The 17,878-nt window shown below is 73.8% G+C and carries 18 protein-coding genes and 1 riboswitch; of the genes, 12 read left to right on the forward strand and 6 right to left on the reverse strand.

What is annotated here, in order from left to right:
• Positions 1 to 66: 66 nt before the first annotated feature.
• Positions 67 to 161: riboswitch (glycine riboswitch) on the reverse strand.
• 101 nt (positions 162 to 262) lie between these two features.
• Positions 263 to 1,315, reverse strand: coding sequence for a hypothetical protein (locus tag OP18_RS03950; RefSeq protein ID WP_156089278.1), 1,053 nt, complete (start codon positions 1,313 to 1,315; stop codon positions 263 to 265).
• Between the two features lie 110 nt (positions 1,316 to 1,425).
• Between OP18_RS03950 and OP18_RS03955 the strand changes: the two genes are divergently transcribed.
• Positions 1,426 to 2,424, forward strand: coding sequence for a protein kinase family protein (locus tag OP18_RS03955; RefSeq protein ID WP_033357335.1), 999 nt, complete (start codon positions 1,426 to 1,428; stop codon positions 2,422 to 2,424).
• Positions 2,425 to 2,427: 3 nt separating this feature from the next.
• Here OP18_RS03955 and OP18_RS03960 read toward each other — a convergent pair whose 3' ends face one another.
• The 3 genes from OP18_RS03960 to OP18_RS03970 all read right to left on the reverse strand — a co-directional run bounded on the left by OP18_RS03960 (position 2,428) and on the right by OP18_RS03970 (position 6,114).
• Entirely contained in the window at positions 2,428 to 3,699 is a 1,272-nt protein-coding gene (locus OP18_RS03960) for a DUF1501 domain-containing protein (protein WP_052386200.1), read from the reverse strand.
• 5 nt (positions 3,700 to 3,704) lie between these two features.
• Positions 3,705 to 5,135: a DUF1800 domain-containing protein gene (locus tag OP18_RS03965; protein ID WP_052386201.1), complete on the reverse strand. Its 1,431-nt coding sequence runs from the start codon at positions 5,133 to 5,135 to the stop codon at positions 3,705 to 3,707.
• 103 nt (positions 5,136 to 5,238) lie between these two features.
• A complete protein-coding gene (locus tag OP18_RS03970; protein WP_033357336.1) occupies positions 5,239 to 6,114 on the reverse strand; it encodes a LysR family transcriptional regulator in 876 nt (291 codons plus the stop codon).
• Positions 6,115 to 6,186: 72 nt separating this feature from the next.
• On the opposite strand from OP18_RS03970, the gene OP18_RS03975 reads away from it, so the two are divergent.
• The 3 genes from OP18_RS03975 (at position 6,187) to OP18_RS03985 (ending at position 8,649) form a co-directional block, all read left to right on the forward strand.
• A complete protein-coding gene (locus OP18_RS03975; protein WP_033357337.1) occupies positions 6,187 to 7,071 on the forward strand; it encodes a dihydrodipicolinate synthase family protein in 885 nt (294 codons plus the stop codon).
• A 180-nt stretch (positions 7,072 to 7,251) separates the two neighbouring features.
• Positions 7,252 to 7,659, forward strand: coding sequence for a hypothetical protein (locus OP18_RS03980; protein WP_033357338.1), 408 nt, complete (start codon positions 7,252 to 7,254; stop codon positions 7,657 to 7,659).
• A 150-nt stretch (positions 7,660 to 7,809) separates the two neighbouring features.
• Positions 7,810 to 8,649, forward strand: a complete 840-nt coding sequence (locus OP18_RS03985; protein WP_033357339.1) for a PhzF family phenazine biosynthesis protein — start codon at positions 7,810 to 7,812, stop codon at positions 8,647 to 8,649.
• A 120-nt stretch (positions 8,650 to 8,769) separates the two neighbouring features.
• On the opposite strand, the gene OP18_RS58525 is transcribed toward OP18_RS03985, so the two are convergent.
• Positions 8,770 to 9,363, reverse strand: a complete 594-nt coding sequence (locus tag OP18_RS58525; RefSeq protein WP_033357340.1) for a chaplin family protein — start codon at positions 9,361 to 9,363, stop codon at positions 8,770 to 8,772.
• A gap of 193 nt (positions 9,364 to 9,556) precedes the next feature.
• Here OP18_RS58525 and OP18_RS58530 point away from each other — a divergent pair, with 193 nt between their 5' ends.
• On the forward strand, positions 9,557 to 10,195 hold the full coding sequence (locus OP18_RS58530) for a hypothetical protein (RefSeq protein WP_033357341.1): 639 nt from the start codon (positions 9,557 to 9,559) through the stop codon (positions 10,193 to 10,195).
• Between the two features lie 6 nt (positions 10,196 to 10,201).
• On the opposite strand, the gene OP18_RS04000 is transcribed toward OP18_RS58530, so the two are convergent.
• Complete coding sequence (locus OP18_RS04000; protein WP_033357342.1) at positions 10,202 to 10,795, reverse strand: DedA family protein; 594 nt, start codon at positions 10,793 to 10,795, stop codon at positions 10,202 to 10,204.
• A 14-nt stretch (positions 10,796 to 10,809) separates the two neighbouring features.
• On the opposite strand from OP18_RS04000, the gene OP18_RS04005 reads away from it, so the two are divergent.
• The 7 genes from OP18_RS04005 to OP18_RS04035 all read left to right on the forward strand — a co-directional run bounded on the left by OP18_RS04005 (position 10,810) and on the right by OP18_RS04035 (position 17,806).
• A complete protein-coding gene (locus tag OP18_RS04005) occupies positions 10,810 to 11,190 on the forward strand; it encodes a DnaJ family domain-containing protein (RefSeq protein WP_033357343.1) in 381 nt (126 codons plus the stop codon).
• 72 nt (positions 11,191 to 11,262) lie between these two features.
• Entirely contained in the window at positions 11,263 to 12,402 is a 1,140-nt protein-coding gene (locus OP18_RS04010; protein WP_033357344.1) for an ROK family transcriptional regulator, read from the forward strand.
• A gap of 156 nt (positions 12,403 to 12,558) precedes the next feature.
• On the forward strand, positions 12,559 to 13,860 hold the full coding sequence (locus tag OP18_RS04015; protein ID WP_033357345.1) for an ABC transporter substrate-binding protein: 1,302 nt from the start codon (positions 12,559 to 12,561) through the stop codon (positions 13,858 to 13,860).
• 1 nt (position 13,861) lies between these two features.
• The gene (locus tag OP18_RS04020) at positions 13,862 to 14,773 is read left to right on the forward strand and encodes a carbohydrate ABC transporter permease (RefSeq protein WP_245635251.1); all 912 of its coding nucleotides are present in this window, start codon (positions 13,862 to 13,864) and stop codon (positions 14,771 to 14,773) included.
• Positions 14,770 to 15,591 (forward strand): carbohydrate ABC transporter permease, encoded by an 822-nt coding sequence (locus tag OP18_RS04025; RefSeq protein WP_033357346.1) that lies wholly within the window; start codon positions 14,770 to 14,772, stop codon positions 15,589 to 15,591. Before OP18_RS04020 ends, OP18_RS04025 begins: the two co-directional genes overlap by 4 nt.
• Positions 15,588 to 16,829: a 6-phospho-beta-glucosidase gene (locus OP18_RS04030; RefSeq protein ID WP_033357347.1), complete on the forward strand. Its 1,242-nt coding sequence runs from the start codon at positions 15,588 to 15,590 to the stop codon at positions 16,827 to 16,829. Before OP18_RS04025 ends, OP18_RS04030 begins: the two co-directional genes overlap by 4 nt.
• Entirely contained in the window at positions 16,826 to 17,806 is a 981-nt protein-coding gene (locus OP18_RS04035; protein ID WP_033357469.1) for an N-acetylglucosamine kinase, read from the forward strand. The genes OP18_RS04030 and OP18_RS04035 overlap by 4 nt, the downstream gene beginning before the upstream one ends.
• Positions 17,807 to 17,878 lie beyond the last annotated feature (72 nt).

The raw sequence follows: 17,878 nt of genomic DNA on the forward strand, positions 1-17,878 counted from the left end.
ACACTCTTTCGATCCGGGGTCGGGGTGCACGTCCCTCCCCCTCTGTCGTGTGGCCTCCAGAGGTGCCAACCCGTCGCGGTCCTTCTGCCTGAGAGGTTCCGGGGAGGATTTGCCCCTTCGGCGCCGTCGTTGGTGCAGACGGTCTCTCCCGCGCGGGTATTGCCGGCGCTGCCCAATCTACCGGTTCTTTGACCATGGTCACGAACGCGTGGCCGACGCCACAGCCGCTAGGGCATCCTAGGACACTAGCCGGGGTGGGTCGTCAGGGCTGCCGGCAGCGGGCGGAGTTGGCGTCCACCATGAGCAGCGAGCCGTCCACCGCCTCGAAGTCCGTGCCGGTGAGGCCCTTCAGGGCGTTGAGCTGACCGTTGTTCCAGCGGTCGTCCTGCGTACCGGAGAAGTACCAGGGCGAGCCGTTGTCGGCGAGGATCGCGCCGTACTGCTTGAGCGCCTGCGCCACCACCCGCGCCTGCGCCGGGAACTTCGAGATGTCCACCGACGCCTTCAGGCGGAACCGGGCCCCCATCGGTGGCAGCGCCGCGTCGGTCGACGACGACGCCGCGTGCCGGGCCGGCCACACGTACGCCTTCCTGGTGCGCGGCGCCGTGAACCGGATCGCGTGGTCGATCCGCCCGGCCGCCACCTCCTCCGCGCGCGGCAGCCCGGCCAGCACCGACAGGCCCGCGGCATCCGCCGACGTCCAGCCGGCCCGGCGCAGGTCGTTGCGGCGCAGGTCGAACACCGCGCCCGAGCCGGCCCGCCACGAGCCGTCGCCGTCGGGGTGCGCGTCGTACAGCTCGTACGCCTTGCACGCCGCGGTGTCGTGGACGATGACGTGACGGTCGCCGTCGGCGTTCGGGCCGCCCTCCACGCGGGCGGTGCGCGGGATCGGGTAGGGGCCCTTGTCGCTCTCGTCGGCGTACTCGAACGTCACCTTGACGCCGGCCTGACCGGCGCCGAGGGTGGTGACCGGGATGCCGAACGGCGCGCCGTCGATGAGGCCCGCGCCGAAGTCCGGGTGGGCGTGCGCGGACGCGCCGATGCTCGCCACCCACGCGGCGGAGTCCCGGTGCACCGGCAGCCTGGACACGTCGGCGTGCCACACGTTGTCCGCCGGGAAGATCGTGCACCCGGCCGGTGCCGAGGCCGACGGCGACGTCTGCGCCGACAGCCGGCCCTGCCCGTCCACGGCGGTCGACGGCGACGGGGACGGCGAGCCGCCGGCGGCGGTCCGTGCCGGCTCGCCGGACGAGCCGCAACCGCTCACACTCACCGCGAACGCCACCATGACCGCCAGCGCGGCACTGCGCCTCATGATCCTCCTCGGGTCGGCCCCCGATCCTCGCGGACCAGCCGGCACGATACCCGGACCCGCTGTGCGTCCCGCCCCGCACCCGACCGGTGCGGCTGGCATGATGGGCCGCGATGCTTCCCAGCCGGCGGGCCCGCCATGACCGTGTCTCGGCCGTCCTCGCCGCATCCGGCGACGACGAGCTGCTCGCGGCCCTGCGCACCGCCGCCGCGGTCGGGGTCGGGGTCGGCGGCGGGTCGGCGGTCCTGGACGTCGACGGCGCACCCGTGTTCGCCAAGCGGATCCCGATCACCGACCGGGAGCTCGCCCACCCGCACAGCACCGCGAACCTGTTCGACCTGCCGCTCACCTGCCAGTACGGCATGCACCGCCGCGGCGGGCCCGGCTTCGGGGCGTGGCGGGAGCTCGCGGCCAACCGCATCGTCACCGAGGGGGTGCTCGCCGGCGCGACCGGGGCGTTCGCGGTGCTGCACCACTGGCGGGTGCTGCCGGGGCGGCCACCGGTCCCGGACGAGCACCGCGACGTCGACGCCCTCGTCGCGCAGTACGGCGGGGCACCGCAGGTGCGGACCCGCCTCGAGGAGCTGGCCCGGGCCGGCGCGAGCCTGGTGCTGTTCCTCGAGCACGTCCCGCACGCGCTGCCCGGCGCCCTCGACCCCGCCGCGGCGCAGACGGTGGAGCGGCAACTGTTCGAGATCGTGGCGTTCCTGCGCGACGTGCGGCTGCTGCACATGGACGGGCACTTCGGCAACATGCGGGCCGGCGACGGCCGCATCCACCTCGTCGACTTCGGGCTCGCCACGTCGCCGCGGTTCGACCTCAGCGACGCCGAGCGCGGGTTCGTCGCCCGGCACCTCGGCCACGACCGGGACTACGCGGCGGCGCGGCTGGTGAACTGGCTCGTCGTCAGCCTGGGCCTGGCGACGATGGACGACGAGGCGCACGCCCGGGACGCGGTCGTGCGCCGGTGCGCGGCCGGCGACCTCCCGGCGGGCCTGCCGCCGGCCGTCGCGGGCGTGCTGCGGCGGCACGCCGCCGCGGCCGCCCGGATGAACGACTTCCACCGGCGGCTCTGGGCCGGCGACCCGCACGCCCGCTACCAGGACCGGTAGGCGTCAGGTGCGGGCCGCCACCAGGCCGTACGAGGACGGGGCGACGTTCGGGAACACGTCGGCGAGGGCGCCCAGGCCGCAGCGGCGCTGCAGGATCTCGCCGATCACCGAGCGGTAGTCGGTGGTGGCGGTCAGGTCGCCGGCGGTGAGCTTCGCCGGGGCGAGCCCCGGCCAGGTGCCGTGGACCCGGCCGCCGCGGACACCGCCGCCGAGCAGCAGCATGGCGTTACCGTTGCCGTGGTCGACGCCGCGGGAGCCGTTCTCCGCGACGCGCCGCCCGAACTCGCTCAACGTGAGCAGCGTGACCCGGGCGAACGCCGGGCCGAGGTCGGCGGCGAACGCCTCCAGCGCCAGCGCCAGCTCGGTCAGGTGGTCGTGCATCCGCTGGCCCTTGACGGGGGTGCCGAGCGCCTCGTGCATGTCCCAGTCGCCGAAGTCGACCGTCGCCGCCATCAGCCCGACGTTCGCCTTCACCAGCCGGGCCACGTCGCGCAGCGCCTTGCCCAGCGCCGTCGCCGGGTAGGTGGCGGCCGGGGTGTACGCGCCGAGCGCGGCCACCGTGCCGAGGGTCGCGTTGACCGCGCGGGCCGGGTCGGCGAGGACCGCCGGGGCGCCGTCGAACAGCTTGGCCAGGGTCGCGGCCATCGGGGTCTTCGCGTCGTTGCCGGCCAGCTTGAACGCGTCGACCGACGACATCGACACGTCCGGCGCCGGGCCGGCGAACGCGCGGGCCGGGCCGGTCGCGCCCATCGCGACGCCCGCGGTCGGCGCGGCCGCGCCGGCGACGCCGAGCATGCGGTCCAGCCAGCCGGTGCGCACCGACGTGCCGGCGGCCGCGCGCTCCAGCTCCTCCATCGCCTGGAAGTGGGAGCGGGACGGGTTGGGCTGGCCGACGGCGTGGACCGCGCCGAACGTGCCGGCGTTCCACCGGGCCAGTAGCGGCGCGAACGCCGGGTGCAGGCCGAAGGTGCCGTCGCCGGCGATGACCGACGCCTTCGGCACGGCGATCGTCGGCCGGGCCGTGTAGTAGTCGGGGTCGCCGATCGGCACGACGGCGGACAGCCCGTCGAACCCGCCGCGCAGGGACAGCACGACGATGGTGTCGCCGGTGTACGGGGTGCCGGCGAACGCCAGCCGGGTGGCGAGCCCGTCGCCGAGCAGGCCGGTGAGGGCGGCGCCGGCGCCGACCGCGGCGGCCCGGCCGAGCAGCCCCCGGCGGGACAGTCCCGGCGCGGCGGTCTCGGCGGGTGTGCAGCAGGGGTTCACGAGCGGCATTGCGGTCACCTGGCCAGGAAGTAGGGCGAGTCGAGGACGAGGGCGATGAGGTGCGGCAGGCGGCCCGCGGCGGCGGGGTCGGTCGCCTTCAGCGGGCTCGCCGCCGTCTTGCCGAGGAAGGCCAGCAGCGCGTCGCGGTGCGCGGGCTGCAGGGTGGTGCCGACCAGCCGGGTCGTGAGGGCGTCGAGGAACGCGCCGTGCGTGGCGGGCAGCTTCGGCACCAGCGCCGTGAGCATCGACGCCGGCCGCACCAGCTGCTTGGGGTACCAGCCGGCGGCCAGGTTCAGGTGCGCGTTCCAGCGCACGAGCAGCCCGGACGGGGCGGTCCAGGCGGCGGCGACGTCCGGGTAGCCGTTCGGCGGCGACCACCGCATCGGGGCGTGACCGGCGTCGACAAGGTAGTTGTACAGGCCGCGCACGCCGTCGGTGCCGCTCGCCTCGGGCTGCAGGCCGAGGACCCGCACGGCCGCGACGAGGTCCTCGAACGGGGTGCGGACCTTCGCCCCGGTCGACGCGGCGAACTCCGGCGAGGCGAACAGCGCCCGCAGGACCGGGACGATCGCGGACTTCTGCTGCACGTACACCTGCTGCAACCGGCTGACGAGCGCCGGTGGCGGGTCGTCGGCGACGAACCGGACGCAGAGCCGGCGGGCGACGCGCTCGGCGGTGGCCGGGTGCAGGGCGAGCATCTCCACGAACGCGAGCGCGGCCGCCTCGCCGCCGCCGGCGGTCGCGTTGTCGTGCCGCCAGCCGAGGATGGTGACGGCGCCGGTCGCGTGCTGGGTGGCGTCGAACCTGTACAGGCCGGTGGTCTTGTCGACGGTGAGGCCGGTGAGCAGCCGCGCGGCGTCCTTCACGTCGGCCTCGGTGTAGATGAGCCCGACGGTGTGCAGCTCCATGAGCTCGCGGGCGTAGTTCTCATTGGGTTTCGCCTTCGTCGAGCTGCGGTTGTCCAGGTAGGACAGCATCGCCGGGGCGGTGGCGGTGGCCTTGAGCAGGTCGGCGAAGCGGCCGAGGGCGTGCTTGCGGATGAGCGTGTCGTAGCCGGTGCGGCTGTCCCACACCTCCCCCATCGGGCAGGTGACATTGAGCAGGTTCGACCACACGTCGACCATGATTTCCAGCAGCTGCCGCCGGCTCCACGCGGCGCGGGCGACCGCCGCGGAGCCGAGCTGCTGCATGGCGTCCCAGGCGCCGAACTTGAGCGTGCCGGCCTTGACCTTCGCGCGGATCGTGGTGATGTCGGCGCTGATCAGGGGGTACCGGGTGAGCAGCGCGTCGCAGGCGGAGTCGTCGATGGTCGACGGGGCCAGCTGCCGGTTGAGCCACGACGCGGTGCCGATCTCGCGGATCTCGGCCTCGGCGGCGGGGGTCGGTCCGTAGGTGGCGCGGCGCAGCAGGTGCAGGACCGGGTCCTGGGGGGTGAAGACGGTCACGCCGTTGCACGTCGGCCCGGGAAGGGCGGGTCTGACGACGGTGCCCGGCGCGCTCCTGCCCGGCAACCACTCCGCACCACCCCGCGGCGGCGGTCGGGTGGCGTCAGCGCGCGGCGGCGGCCGTGCGCACCGCGCCGGCGAACGCGGCGATCGACGGGTGCGCCGCCGTCCCGGCCCGGTAGGCGAACCGGGTCCGCCGCCGGGTCGGCAGCGCGGTCAGCACCACCCCCTCCGGCACCGACGGCGGGCGCACCGCCAGCTCCGGCACGACCGCCACGCCCTGCCCGGCGGCGACGAGCGTCAGCACGGTGACGAAGTCGTCGGCGTGGTGGCGGGCCCGCGGCTGGAACCCCTCGGCCTCGCAGGCGCGCACCGTCATCGTGTGGCACAGGGTGCCCGGCCCGGCGAGGATCCACCGTTCGTCGCGGCACCCGGCGAGGTCCAGGGGGCGGGTCGCGGCCAGGTACATCGTCTCGTCCAGCAGCGGCGCGGTGTCCAGCGCCGGGTCGGGGGCGATCGGCACCAGGTCGTAGTCGTGCACGAGCGCCACGTCGAGGGTGCCGTCGCGCAGCCGGGCCGGGACGAGGGCCGGGTCGAGCTCGTCGACGGTGAGGTCCAGGGCCGGGTGCTCGCGGGCGAGCGCGGCCAGGGCGGCCGGCAGCAGCGTGCGCACCGCGGTCGGGAACGCGCCGATGCGCAGCGGGCCGGACAGGCCGGTGCGGGTCGCGGCGAGCGCGGCGGTGGCGCGTTCCAGGGCGGCGAGCACCTCCTCGGCGTGGGCGGCGAGGACCGCGCCGGCCGGGGTGAGCGTGACGCCGCGGCCGGTGCGGGCCAGCAGCGCCGTGCCGGCCTCCCGCTCCAGCGCGGCGAGCTGCTGCGACACGGCCGACGGGGTGTAGTTGTGGGCGGCGGCGACGGCGGCGATGGTGCCCCGGCCGGCGAGGTCGCGCAGGAGGCGCAGCTTGCGCACGTCGAGCATCAGTTGAGCTTATGCTCGTCGCAACGAATGTGAACTGGACCTTCCGCTCGGCGGTGGGCGAGGCTGGACGGCATGCAGCTTTCGGGGATCTTCGTGCCGCTCGTGACGCCGTTCGCCGCTGACGGGTCGGTGGCGCTGGACGCGCTCGCCGCGCTCGCCGGCCGGGTGCTGGAGGAGGGAGCGGCGGGGCTCGTCGCGCTCGGCACGACCGGTGAGCCGGCGACGCTGAGCGGGGCCGAGCGGGCCGCGGTCGTGGACGTCTGCCGGGTGGTCTGCGCGAGGTACGGGGTGCCGCTGCTGGTCGGCACCGGCGGCAGCTCGACCGCCGGGACCGTCGAGGCGGTGCGGGCGGTGCGCGGCGACGCCGCGATGGTGGTCGTGCCGCCGTACACGCGGCCGGGCGCGGCCGGGGTCCTGGCGCACGTACGCGCGGTGGCGGCGGCCTCGCCGGTGCCGGTCGTGGTGTACCACGTGCCGTACCGCACCGGGCAGCCCCTCGACGTGGCGACGCTGCTGCGGCTGGCGGCGGTGCCGAACGTGGTGGGCATGAAGCTGTCCGACGGCGCCGTCAGCGGCGACACGGTCGCGCTGCTGGGTGCGCTGCCGCCGGGGTTCGCGGTGCTCGGCGGCGACGACACGGTCGTCGGACCGCTGCTGGCGCTCGGCGCCGCCGGCGGGATCCTCGCCTCGGCGCACGTGGCGACGGGCCGGTTCGTGGCGCTGCACGAGGCGTGGCGCGACGGCGAGGTGCGCCGGGCGCGGCGCCTCGGCGCGCGGCTCGCGGCGGTGTCGGCGGCGCTGTTCGCCGAGCCGAACCCGGCGGTCGTCAAGGCCGTCCTGCACGCCGAGGGGCGCATCCCGACACCGCACGTGCGGCTGCCGCTGCTGCCGGCGTCGGCGGCGGCGCTCGCCGCGGCGCGCGACGCCCTCGCCGGGCTCGCCGCCGGCGCCCGGTGATCTCGTTGGACCGTCATCGGGCGGTCACCCATCGGCGTGGATGGCCCGGCTGCCCCACGAAACCACATACCGGACGGTTCGACCAGCTCATCTCGGTGGCACGTTCGGGGGATTCCGGGCGGCTGCGCAGGCCGTACCGTCGATGTCGTCACCAAGTGTCACCAACTGAGGGGAACCGCCATGAGCGAGTTCGACACCGGCGCCGACTACGGCCACGTCGAGGCGGGTCATGAGAGCGAGTCGCTGGACCAGCTCCACCAGGTCGAGGCCAACGAGAACAACTACGACTCGCAGTTCGGCGTCTACGAGCAGGACCACGCCTCCGCCGAGTCGACCTCGTTCGACCAGGGGCACCAGGTCGAGTTCACGGGCGCGGACGGCTCGCACTACGCGGAGCAGGACTTCACGTCGTACGACCACGCCGCGGCCGAGTCCGACCACGTCTTCGCGGCCGAGGGCAGCGAGTCCTCCAGCTCGTCGGCGTTCGCGCAGCTCGACGCGCTGCAGCACCAGCTCGACTCGTCGTTCGCCTCCGCCACCGAGCTGCACACCGACGGCCAGGGCGAGCTGGGCGTCGCCTCCAACTGAGCTTCACCCGCGTAGGTCCGGAGCCGGTCAGCCCCGCAGCTGGCCGGCTCCGGCCGTGCTCCGGGCCCGCCGCTGACGTGGCGGCGCCCACAACCACCCGGCGCGGATTGGACCGTGCCGGCGGCCGGGTGCGCGCCTAGCGTCGAGGGCATGGAAATCCTTCGGTACAGCGCGTTCACCACCGACCCCAAGGGCGGCAACCCCGCCGGGGTGGTGCTCGACGCCACCGGCCTGGATGACGCCGCGATGCAGGCCATCGCGGCGGACGTCGGCTACTCCGAGACCGCGTTCCTGTCCGGTGACCGTTCCGGGGAGCGCATCGGGGTGCGGTACTTCAGCCCGCTCGCCGAGGTGCCGTTCTGCGGCCACGCGACGATCGCGACCGCCGCCGCGTACGCCGAGCGCTTCGGTCTCGGCCCGCTGCGCCTGCAGTCGCGGGTCGGCCCGATCGACGTGGAGACGCGGGTCGGGGTGGACGGGCTGACCGCGACGCTGCGCAGCGTGCCGCCGCACACCGAGCCGGTCGACGCGGCGGTCCTCAAGGCGCTGCTGCGCGCGCTGCGGTGGGACGCCGCCGACCTGGACCCCGCGCTGCCGGTGCGGGTGGCGTACGCGGGTGCCCGGCACCCGGTGGTGGCCGCGGCGACCCGGGCCCGGCTCGCCGACCTCGACTACGACGTGCCCGCGCTGACCGAGCTGATGCGCCGGCACGACTGGACCACGGTCGACCTGGTGTGGCGGGAGTCGGCGGCGGTGTTCCACGCCCGCAACCCGTTCCCGCCCGGCGGGGTCTACGACGACCCGGCGACGGGGGCGGCCGCCGCGGCGTTCGGCGGTTACCTGCGCGAGCTCGCGCTGGTGGACGTACCGGCGACACTGCGCATCCATCAGGGGCACGACCTGGGCCGGCCGAGCCTGGTCACGGTCGAGCTGGACGCGCGGCCCGGCAGCGGGGTCGCGGTCACCGGCACGGCCGTGCCGATCCCGTAAGCGGCCCGTAACGCCGGAAGCGTTGGCCGGTGTACCGCGGGGAGGGCTGATCCAGCCGCGGACATCGGCCAACGCTCTACGGGGCGAGGCAGGCGGTGCCTCCGCCGTGCGCCTGCCCGGTCAGCAGCTCGACGCGAAGCCGATCACGGCGACCGAGTTGCACGACACGTTGATCGGCACCTGGACGGTGGTCGAGGACTGGTTGCCGTTGAACAGGCCGGCGTTGTAGCCGGTGGTCCAGCCGCCGTTGCTGTTGTACGCGTACGCGCCGCCGTTGCCGCTGCCGTTGCCGTCGTTGTCGTCGTCGTACGAGTTGCCGTACGAGTTGTTGTGGTAGTACGAGTTGCCGCTGCCGTTGCCGGACGAGTTGCTGTTGGCGTGGTGCTTCTTGTGCTTCTTCTTGTGGCTGGTGGCGTTCGCGTTGCCGTTGCCGTTGCCGTTGCCGTTGGAGTTGCCGGCACCGCTTCCGCTGCCGCCGTCGCCGTTGTAGGCGTAGGCGCCGCCGGAGCAGTTGGCGTTCGCGAAGCCGACGATCGCCACGGCGTTGCCGCAGATGTTCACCGGAACCTGGACCGTGGTCGAGGACTGGTTGCCGTTGAAGAACCCGACGTTGGGCCCGCTGACCCAGTCGGCTTGGGCGGCGGTGCCGGTGAGCGCGAGGCCACCCAAGGACAGCGCGGCGATCTGCACCGACCGGATGAGCCAGCGATTCATGATGACGACCTTTCGACGAGTGATCGACGGTGAACGTCCGTCGCGACCCCCACTTAACCCGAAATGCGAGTCCTGGACGGATATTTCACGAAAAACAGTCACGCAATGCACCCGCAAGGTTACGTAATGTAGCGCCCTTCGGCGTGGCGCCGACGCCTCCATGACACTTGCCGATCCCGGCGATACTCGGGCCATGCACGCACCCGCCCGCACCGCTGCCGCCCTGCTCGCGGCACTGCTCACCGGCGGCCTGCTGGCCGCCTGCTCGCCGCCGGAGGAGCCGATGATGGCCGTCGGCCGCGACGGCAGCGGGCGGCCGGTCCTACACCTGCGGCAATGCGGCGACGCCGGCACGGTGGCCAGGGTGTCGCTCACGCTGGGCGGCCCGGAGGCCGAGCCGGCCGGCACCGCCATGCCCACCGCCCACGAGGGTCTGCAGCCGTCGGGTGCGGCACCGAGCGGCTCGGCCACCGCGGTGCCGTACAACGGCCGCGGTCTGCCCGCGACCCCGGCCGGCGGCGGTCCACTCTGGCGGATCTGGAATGCCGCCGACACGGACAGGTCCTGGACCATCGAGATCGGCACCACGCCCGCGGGCTGGCGCGAGGAGCCCGACCCGTCGGTGCCGGCCGGGCCGGTCCAACTGCTGCCCGAGCGGCGGTACCGGCTCTACGCCTTCACCTACCGGCCCCACGTGCGGGACGTCGTCTTCACCCTGGCAGACCTGGACCGGCTCGGCGACGGCCAGGTCTGGGGGCACAAGGGGCACGGCGGCGAGGCGCGGCCGCTGACCCTCGAGCAGTTCCGCGAGCAGGCCGACGACGCCTGCTGAGCGGGCTCACTCGGCCTTGACGCGTCTGCGGCGGCGCCACACGTACACCAGCGACACCGACACCAGCAGTCCGGCGGCGACGATCAGTGCGGGCGTCTCGTAGCGGTGCAGCAGGGCGCGGAGGCGCTCCAGGTTGCCGCCGGCGACGGCGCCGACCGAGACCCACAGCGCGGTCCAGGCGGCGCCGCCGATCGCGTCGCGGATCGTGTACTGGCGCCACGGCAGCGCGATGGCGCCGGCGATGAGGCCGTTGGTCTGCCGCAGGCCGTCGATGAACCGGGCGACCACCACGATGTTGCGGCCGCGGCGGGCGAAGAAGCGCTCGGCGCGGGCCAGCCGCGGCTCGGTCAGCCCGACCCGCCGGCCCCAGCGCAGGATGACCGGGCGGCCGGCCCGGCGGCCGAGCCAGAAGCCGAGGTTGTCGCCGGCCACCGCCGCGCCGAAGGTGATCGCGACGACCAGCGGCAGGCTCATCTGGCCGTGCCCGGCGAGCACCGCGGCGGCCACCACTACGCTCACCGCCGGGGTCGGCACGCCGATCCCCTCCAGCAGCACCAGCAGGGCGAGGGCCGGATAGCCGTAGCGCTCCAGTGTCTCCACCGGACAATGAGATCATGTCCAGTTGGTACGAGTCCCACATCGACCGGCAGATCCGCGAGGCGCAGGAACAGGGGCAGTTCGACAACCTGCCGGGTGCCGGCAAGCCACTGCCCGATCACGGCGAGCTCTACGACGAGGACTGGTGGATCCGCGACCTCGCCCGGCGCGAGGGCCTGCCCGGCGGGGTGCCGCCGACGCTGCGGCTGCGCCGCGAGGTCGAGGACCTGCCGGAGCGGCTGGCGTCGCTGCGCACCGAGGAGCGGGTGCGGGCGGTCGTCGAGGAGCTCAACACCCGCATCGAGCAGGCCCGGCGCGGGCTGATGGACGGCCCGCCGACCGTGCTGCCCGCGCTGGACCCCGACGCGGTCGTGCGGCGGTGGCGGGCCGGGCGTTGACATGACGCGTGGCGGCGCTTACGTTCTCCACAACTGTTAGTCAGTTTGCCTATTAGTTGCCGGAGGCAGCAAATGCCGCTCGGGGGATCCTCGAAGCTGCTCAAGGCCCTCAACGAGGCGGCCGCGCTCGGGCACCTGCTCGACCACGGCCAGCTCACCCGGGCCGAGCTGCGCGCGCTGACCGGCCTGTCCAAGCCGACCGTCTCCGAGGCGGTCAGGCGGCTCGCCGATGCCGATCTCGTCGTCGGCGCCGGGCACGAGACCGGCCGGCCCGGCCCCAACGCGGAGGTGTACGCGGTCAATCCGGACGCCGCCTACGCCGTCGCCATGTCGGTGCGCGACGGCGCGCCGTCGCTGACCGCGTCGCTGCACGACCTGCGCGGCGTCCAGCGGGCCAGGCTCGCCGTTCCGACCGACTTCACCCGGACCGACCCGGCCACCGCGGTCAGCGCCACCATCGACGCGCTGTGCGCGGCGGCGGGCGTCGGCCGGGGCCCGGTCGCGCACGTCCAGCTCGCCGTCGCCGGCGCGGTCGACCCCCGGGACCGGGTCATCCACCACGTCGACGTGCCGGGCTGGAGCCGGCGCGGCCTGCTCGACGACCTCACCACGGCGGCCGCCGTGCCGGTCGAGGTCGACAACGACGTCAACCTCGCCGCGCTCGCCGAACGCGCGCACGGCGCCGCGCAGGGCCTGCCGGACGGCGACGGGTTCGTGCTGCTGTGGCTCGGCGACGCCGGCCTCGGCCTGGCCATCGACCTCGGCGGCGGCAGGCTGCTGCGCGGCGCCCGCGGCGGCGCCGGCGAGATCGGCTACATGCCGGTCACCGTCGACGGCGCACGGGACCTGCACGACCTGGTCAGCGGCGAGGCGGTGCGGGCCCTGGCCGCCCAGCACGGCACGGACCCCACCGACCGGCTCACCGACAACGCCCTGCTGGCCGAGCTGGCCGGGCGCATCGTGCTCGGCCTCGCCGCGGTCGTCGCGGTGCTCGACCCGCCCCTCGTAGTGCTCGGCGGGGAGATCGGCCGGGCCGGCGGGGCAGCGCTCGGCGAGGCGGTCGCCAAGGCGATGTCCCGGGCCGCGCCGCTGGAGACCGAGATCGCCGTGAGCACCGTCGAGGACGACGCTCCCCTGCTGGGCGCCGCGGACGCCGCGCTGTCGGCCGTGCGGCGGGTCCTGCTCGACAGGCTGCGACAACCGGGCGCCTGAGCGCGCCCGCCCCGAACCGCGGACGTCGGCCGATCTGGCGGCATCGACCGACGTCCGCGCGCTACCACCACCATCCCCCATGCAAACGACGTTGGTCAATACATGCTGTTGACCGGCGGCTGCCGCACGCCTGTTCCGACCCCCAGGAGGAACCCCTTGCGTCGCATCGTCCCCCTCGTCGCGGTGGCTCTGCTGGCCACCGCCTGCACCCCGGGCCCGAAGGACAAGCCGATCGCCGACCCCGGCGCCGACGTCTCCGGCACCGTGGAGTTCTGGCACTTCTTCACCGACCGGGAGGCCACCGCGATCGACGGCGTCGTCGCGGACTTCCAGGCCAGCCACCCGAAGATCAAGGTCGTGGTCAAGTCCGGCCAGGACGACTCGAAGATGACCCAGGCGATCGGCGGCGGGCAGGGCCCCGACGTCGGGCTGTCCTACTCCACCGACATCGTCGGGCAGTTCTGCGCCAGCGGCGCGTGGCTGGACCTGGGCCAGTACCTGAGCCGCGACAAGGTCTCCCTCGACGGCTTCCCGCAGACCGTCAAGGAGTACACCCAGTATAAGAACAAGCGCTGCGCGATGCCGGTGCTCGCCGACGCCTACGGCCTCTACTACAACACGAAGCTCTTCGCCGAGGCCGGGATCGCCGGCCCGCCGAAGACCCTCGAGGAGTTCGCCGACGCGGCGAAGAAGCTCACCAAGCGCTCCGCCGACGGCACCATCACCACCGCCGGTTTCCTGCCGCTGTGGGGCTTCTACGAGAACTCCCCGTCGCACCTCGGGCCGATGGTCGGCGGGCAGTGGCTCAAGGGCGACGGCACGTCGGCGATCGGCGGCGACCCCGCCTGGCAGGCGCTGCTGAAGTGGCAGAAGGACCTGATCGACTGGTACGGCTACGACAAGCTCGAGGCGTTCCGCGCCTCCCTCGGCGACGAGTACTCCGACGCGAACGCCTTCCAGAAGGGGCAGGTCGCGATGAACATCGACGGGGAGTACCGCATCGCGTTCGCCAAGGACCAGGCGCCGGACCTGCAGTTCGGGGTCGCGCCGATGCCGACGTCCACCCCGGAGCGCTACGGCGCCGGCTACGTCACCGGCAACGTCATCGGCATCTCCCGCACCGCGAAGAACCCCGAGGCGGCGTGGGAGCTCATCAAGTACCTGACGACCGACACCAAGGCGATCGTCAAGCTGGCCAACAGCCTCAAGAACATCCCGTCCACGAAGGACGCCCTCGCCTCGCCGGACCTGCACCTGGACGCGGAGTTCAAGACGTTCGTGGACATCTTCAACCATCCGAGGACGACCACCACCCCGCCGTCGTCGGCCGGCCCCGCGTACCAGGAGACGTTCCAGACGTTCTGCGACACCTGGCAGAGCGGCGGCGCGACCGACCTCGGCAAGGGCCTGTCCGAGGTGGACAAGCAGATCAACTCGCTGCTGCAGCTGGGCGGGTAGGGTGCCGCACAAGCTGCGCCACGCGCTGACCGTCGCCTCGTTCATGGCGCCGGCGACGGTCGGCATCGTGGTGTTCTTCCTGTACCCGCTCAGCAGCGCCGTCTACTTCTCCTTCACGAAGTTCGACCTGCTGAGCACCCCGGAATGGGTCGGGCTGCGCAACTACCGGCACCTGTTCGACGACCCGTTCCTGACCCGCGCCGCCACCAACACGCTGTGGCTGTGCGCGGTCCTGGTGCCCGCCCGGATGCTCGGCGGCCTCGCCACCGCGACGCTGCTCACCACCGTCAAGCGCGGCGGCGGGATCGTCCGCACGATCTTCTACCTGCCGGCGCTCGCCCCACCGGTCGCCGCCACCCTCGCGTTCGTGTACCTGCTCAAGCCCGGCGTCGGCCCGGTCGACACGGCCCTGGCGCACCTCGGCGTCGACGGGCCGCTGTGGTTCAACTCCCCCGACTGGTCCAAGCCGTCGCTGGTGCTGCTGGGCCTGTGGGGCGTCGGCGACGTCATGGTGCTGTACCTGGCGGCGCTGCTGGACGTGCCGCAGGCGCAGCTCGAGGCGGCGCAGATCGACGGCGCCGGCGCGTGGCACCGCTTCCGGCACGTGACGCTGCCGCACATCTCGCCGGTCGTGGTGTTCACCGCCGTCGTCGGGGTCATCACCACCCTGCAGTACTTCGCGCAGGCGGCGGTCGCCGCGTCCGCGGCCAGCGGGCAGGCCACGACCGGCGCCGGGATCTCCTCCACCTTCGGCTACCCGGAGGGCTCCACGTTCACCTACCCGCTGTGGCTGTACGTCGTGGGCTTCCGGTACGGCGCCCTCGGCTACGCCAACGCGATGGCGGTCGTGCTGTTCCTGGTCGCGTTCGCCGTCTCGCTGCTGCTGCTGCGCCGATCCCTGAAGGTGTCATGAACCGCTGGCTGGTGTGGACCGCGCGGCACAGCCTCACGATCGCGCTGTGCGTCATGTTCGTCGCGCCCGTGGTGTTCCTGCTGCTGACCTCGCTGATGACCGACTCGCAGGCGCTCACCGCCTCGTACTGGCCGCGGCAGTGGCGCTTCGCCAACTACGCCGACGTGTTCAGCAAGACCCCGCTGCCGCGGTACCTGCTCAACACGGTGCTGTACTCGGTCGCGGCGACCGCGTTCATGCTGCTGGCCAGCGTGCCGGCCGCCTACGCGCTGGCCAAGCTGCGCTGGCGGGGGCAGGGCGCGTACCTCGTCGTCATCGTCTGCATGATGATGATCCCGCCGCAGGTGACCACGGTGCCGCTGTACCTGATGTGGGCGAACTGGGGCCTCACCGGCACCCTGTGGCCGCTGGTGCTGCCGATGCTGCTCGGCGACGCGTTCTCCATCTTTCTGCTGCGGCAGTTCCTGCTCACCATCCCCACCGAGTACCTCGACGCGGCCCGCGTCGACGGCTGCGGCGAGTGGCGCACGCTGCTGCGGGTGGTGCTGCCGATGGCCCGGCCCGGCATCGCCGCCGCGGCGCTGTTCCAGTTCTTCTACGCGTGGAACGACTACTACGGACCGCTGCTGTACACCAGCGAGAACGAGCACAACTGGACGTTGTCGCTGGGTCTGGCGTCGTTCAAGACGCTGCATCATGTGCAGTGGAACCTCGTCAGCGCCGCCACGATCCTCACCATGGTGCCCGTCGTGGTGCTGTTCTTCTTCGCCCAGCGCGCCTTCGTGCAAGGTGTCACGTTGACAGGAGTCAAAGGTTGAAAATCGCCGTCGTCGGGGGTGGCTCCACGTACACCCCGGAGCTCATCGACGGGTTCGCGCGGCTCGCCCCGTTCGCCTCGGAGATCGTCCTGCTGGACCCCGCCCACGAGCGGCTCGAGGTGGTCGGCGCCTTCGCCCGGCGGCTGATGGCCGCGCACGGGCATCCGGGCACCCTGCGGTGGACCTCCGACGTCGACGACGCCCTCGCCGGCGCGGCGACCGTGGTCATCCAGCTGAGGGTCGGCGGGCAGGCGGCCCGCATCAGCGACGAGACGTTCCCCCTCGCGTGCGACTGCGTCGGGCAGGAGACGACCGGCGCCGGCGGCCTGGCGAAGGCGCTGCGCACGGTCCCGGTCGTGCTCGACATCGCCCGGCGTGCCGACCCCGGCGCGTGGATCGTCAACTTCACCAACCCGGTCGGGATCGTCACCCGGGCGCTGCTGGACCACGGGTTCAAGGCCGCCGGGCTGTGCAACGTGGCGATCGGCTTCCAGCGCCGCTTCGCCGCCACCCTCGGCGTCGACCCCGCCGCCGTGCTGCTCGACCACGTCGGGCTCAACCACCTCACCTGGGAGCGCGCGGTGTACGTCGACGGGGTCGACCAGCTGCCGCGGCTGCTGTCGGCTCACCTCGACGACGTCGCCGCCGAGGTGCGGATTCCGGCGCCGGTGCTGGCGACGCTGGGCACCGTGCCGTCGTACTACCTGCGCTACTTCTACTGCCACGACCTGGTGGTGCGGGAGGAGCGCGGCGGGCCGACCCGCGGCGCGACGGTCGCCGGGATCGAGGCGCAGCTGCTGCGCATGTACGCCGACCCGGCGCTGACGGCCAAGCCGGAGCTGCTCGGGCAGCGCGGCGGCGCGTTCTACTCCGAGGCCGCCGTCGGGCTGATCGCCTCCCTGCAGCACGACGACGGCGGCATCCACGCCGTCAACGTCCGCAACGCCGGCACGATGCCGTTCCTGCCCGACGACGCCGTCATCGAGGTCACCTGCCGGATCGGCGCCGGCGGGGCCACCCCGCTGCCGGTGTCGCCGCTCTCCCCGCACCTGCGCGGGCTGGTCGGCGCGGTCAGCGCGTACGAGGAGCTCGCCGTCGACGCGGCCGTGCGCGGCGGGCGGGACCGGGTGTACCAGGCGCTGCTGGCCCACCCGCTGGTCGGCCAGCACGAGCAGGCGACCCGGCTCACCGACGACCTGCTGGCCGCCAACCGCGACCACCTCGCGTGGCTGTCGTGACCGCACAGGTGTTCGCCGCGGTCGACGGCGGCAACTCCAAGACCGACGTCGTGCTCGGCGACGCCGACGGCCGGATCCTCGCCCGGGTGCAGGGCCCGACCATCTCCCCGCACGTGGTCGGGCTGCCCGGCTGCCTGGCCGCGCTCGGCGACCTGGTCGCCCGGGCCCGGGCCGCCGCGGCGCTGCCGGCGGCGCTGCCGCTGAGCCGGCTGTCGGCGTACCTGGCCGGCGCCGACCTGCCGATCGAGGTGGAGCGGCTCGCCGCCGGCATCGACGGTCTCGGCCTCGCGGACGCGGTCGAGGTCGACAACGACCTGTTCGCGCTGCTGCGCGCCGGCACCGCGGCGCCCGACGCGGTCGGGGTCGTCTGCGGCGCCGGGATCAACGCCGTCGGCCGCCGCCGCGACGGGCACACCTCGCGCTTCCCGTCGCTGGGCCAGCTGTCCGGCGACTGGGGCGGCGGGCACCACCTCGCCGCGCTCGCGCTCTACTACGCGGTGCGCGGCGAGGACGGCCGCGGGCGGCCCACCGCGCTCACCGGTGCCGTCACCGAGCGGTACGGGCTGCCCAGCGCCGAGGCGGTCAGCGTCGCCATGCACCTGGGCGACCTACCCGCGGGCCGCCTCGACGAGCTGTGCGAGGTGCTGTTCACCGTCGCCGCGGCCGGTGACGCGGTCGCCGGGCGGGTCGTGGCCAGGCTCGCCGAGGAGATCGAGGCGCTGGTCCGCGTGGCCGCCGGCCGGCTGGCGCTGCTGGACACCGCGTACACGGTCGTGCTCGGCGGTGGCGTGCTCACCGCCCGGCACCCGCAGCTGCACACCGACGTGGTGGCCAGGCTGGCCGCGCTGTCGCCGCACGCGTCGGTGACCGTGCTGTCCTCGCCGCCGGTCGCGGGCGCGGCGCTGCTCGCCCTCGACGCCCTGCACGGCGGGCCGGTCCCGGCCACGGTGGAGGCCGCCGTCCGCGCCGGCCTCTGACCGTCTGCCGGCCGTGGGCGGGTGAGCGTCGAGCGCTCACACCGGGCGGGTGTCCGCCGATGGGGTGTTGTG

The sequence above is a fragment of the Dactylosporangium aurantiacum genome (genome assembly GCF_000716715.1).
Lineage (GTDB): Bacteria > Actinomycetota > Actinomycetes > Mycobacteriales > Micromonosporaceae > Dactylosporangium > Dactylosporangium aurantiacum.

Bases quoted from the DNA above. Each gene is read 5' to 3' on its own strand.
- OP18_RS03950 (WP_156089278.1), bottom strand. From the start codon at position 1,315: ATGAGGCGCAGTGCCGCGCTGGCGGTCATGGTGGCGTTCGCGGTGAGT.
- OP18_RS03955 (WP_033357335.1), top strand. From the start codon at position 1,426: ATGCTTCCCAGCCGGCGGGCCCGCCATGACCGTGTCTCGGCCGTCCTC.
- OP18_RS03960 (WP_052386200.1), bottom strand. From the start codon at position 3,699: ATGCCGCTCGTGAACCCCTGCTGCACACCCGCCGAGACCGCCGCGCCG.
- OP18_RS03970 (WP_033357336.1), bottom strand. From the start codon at position 6,114: ATGCTCGACGTGCGCAAGCTGCGCCTCCTGCGCGACCTCGCCGGCCGG.
- OP18_RS03975 (WP_033357337.1), top strand. From the start codon at position 6,187: ATGCAGCTTTCGGGGATCTTCGTGCCGCTCGTGACGCCGTTCGCCGCT.
- OP18_RS03980 (WP_033357338.1), top strand. From the start codon at position 7,252: ATGAGCGAGTTCGACACCGGCGCCGACTACGGCCACGTCGAGGCGGGT.
- OP18_RS03985 (WP_033357339.1), top strand. From the start codon at position 7,810: ATGGAAATCCTTCGGTACAGCGCGTTCACCACCGACCCCAAGGGCGGC.
- OP18_RS58525 (WP_033357340.1), bottom strand. From the start codon at position 9,363: ATGAATCGCTGGCTCATCCGGTCGGTGCAGATCGCCGCGCTGTCCTTG.
- OP18_RS58530 (WP_033357341.1), top strand. From the start codon at position 9,557: ATGCACGCACCCGCCCGCACCGCTGCCGCCCTGCTCGCGGCACTGCTC.
- OP18_RS04005 (WP_033357343.1), top strand. From the start codon at position 10,810: ATGTCCAGTTGGTACGAGTCCCACATCGACCGGCAGATCCGCGAGGCG.
- OP18_RS04010 (WP_033357344.1), top strand. From the start codon at position 11,263: ATGCCGCTCGGGGGATCCTCGAAGCTGCTCAAGGCCCTCAACGAGGCG.
- OP18_RS04025 (WP_033357346.1), top strand. From the start codon at position 14,770: ATGAACCGCTGGCTGGTGTGGACCGCGCGGCACAGCCTCACGATCGCG.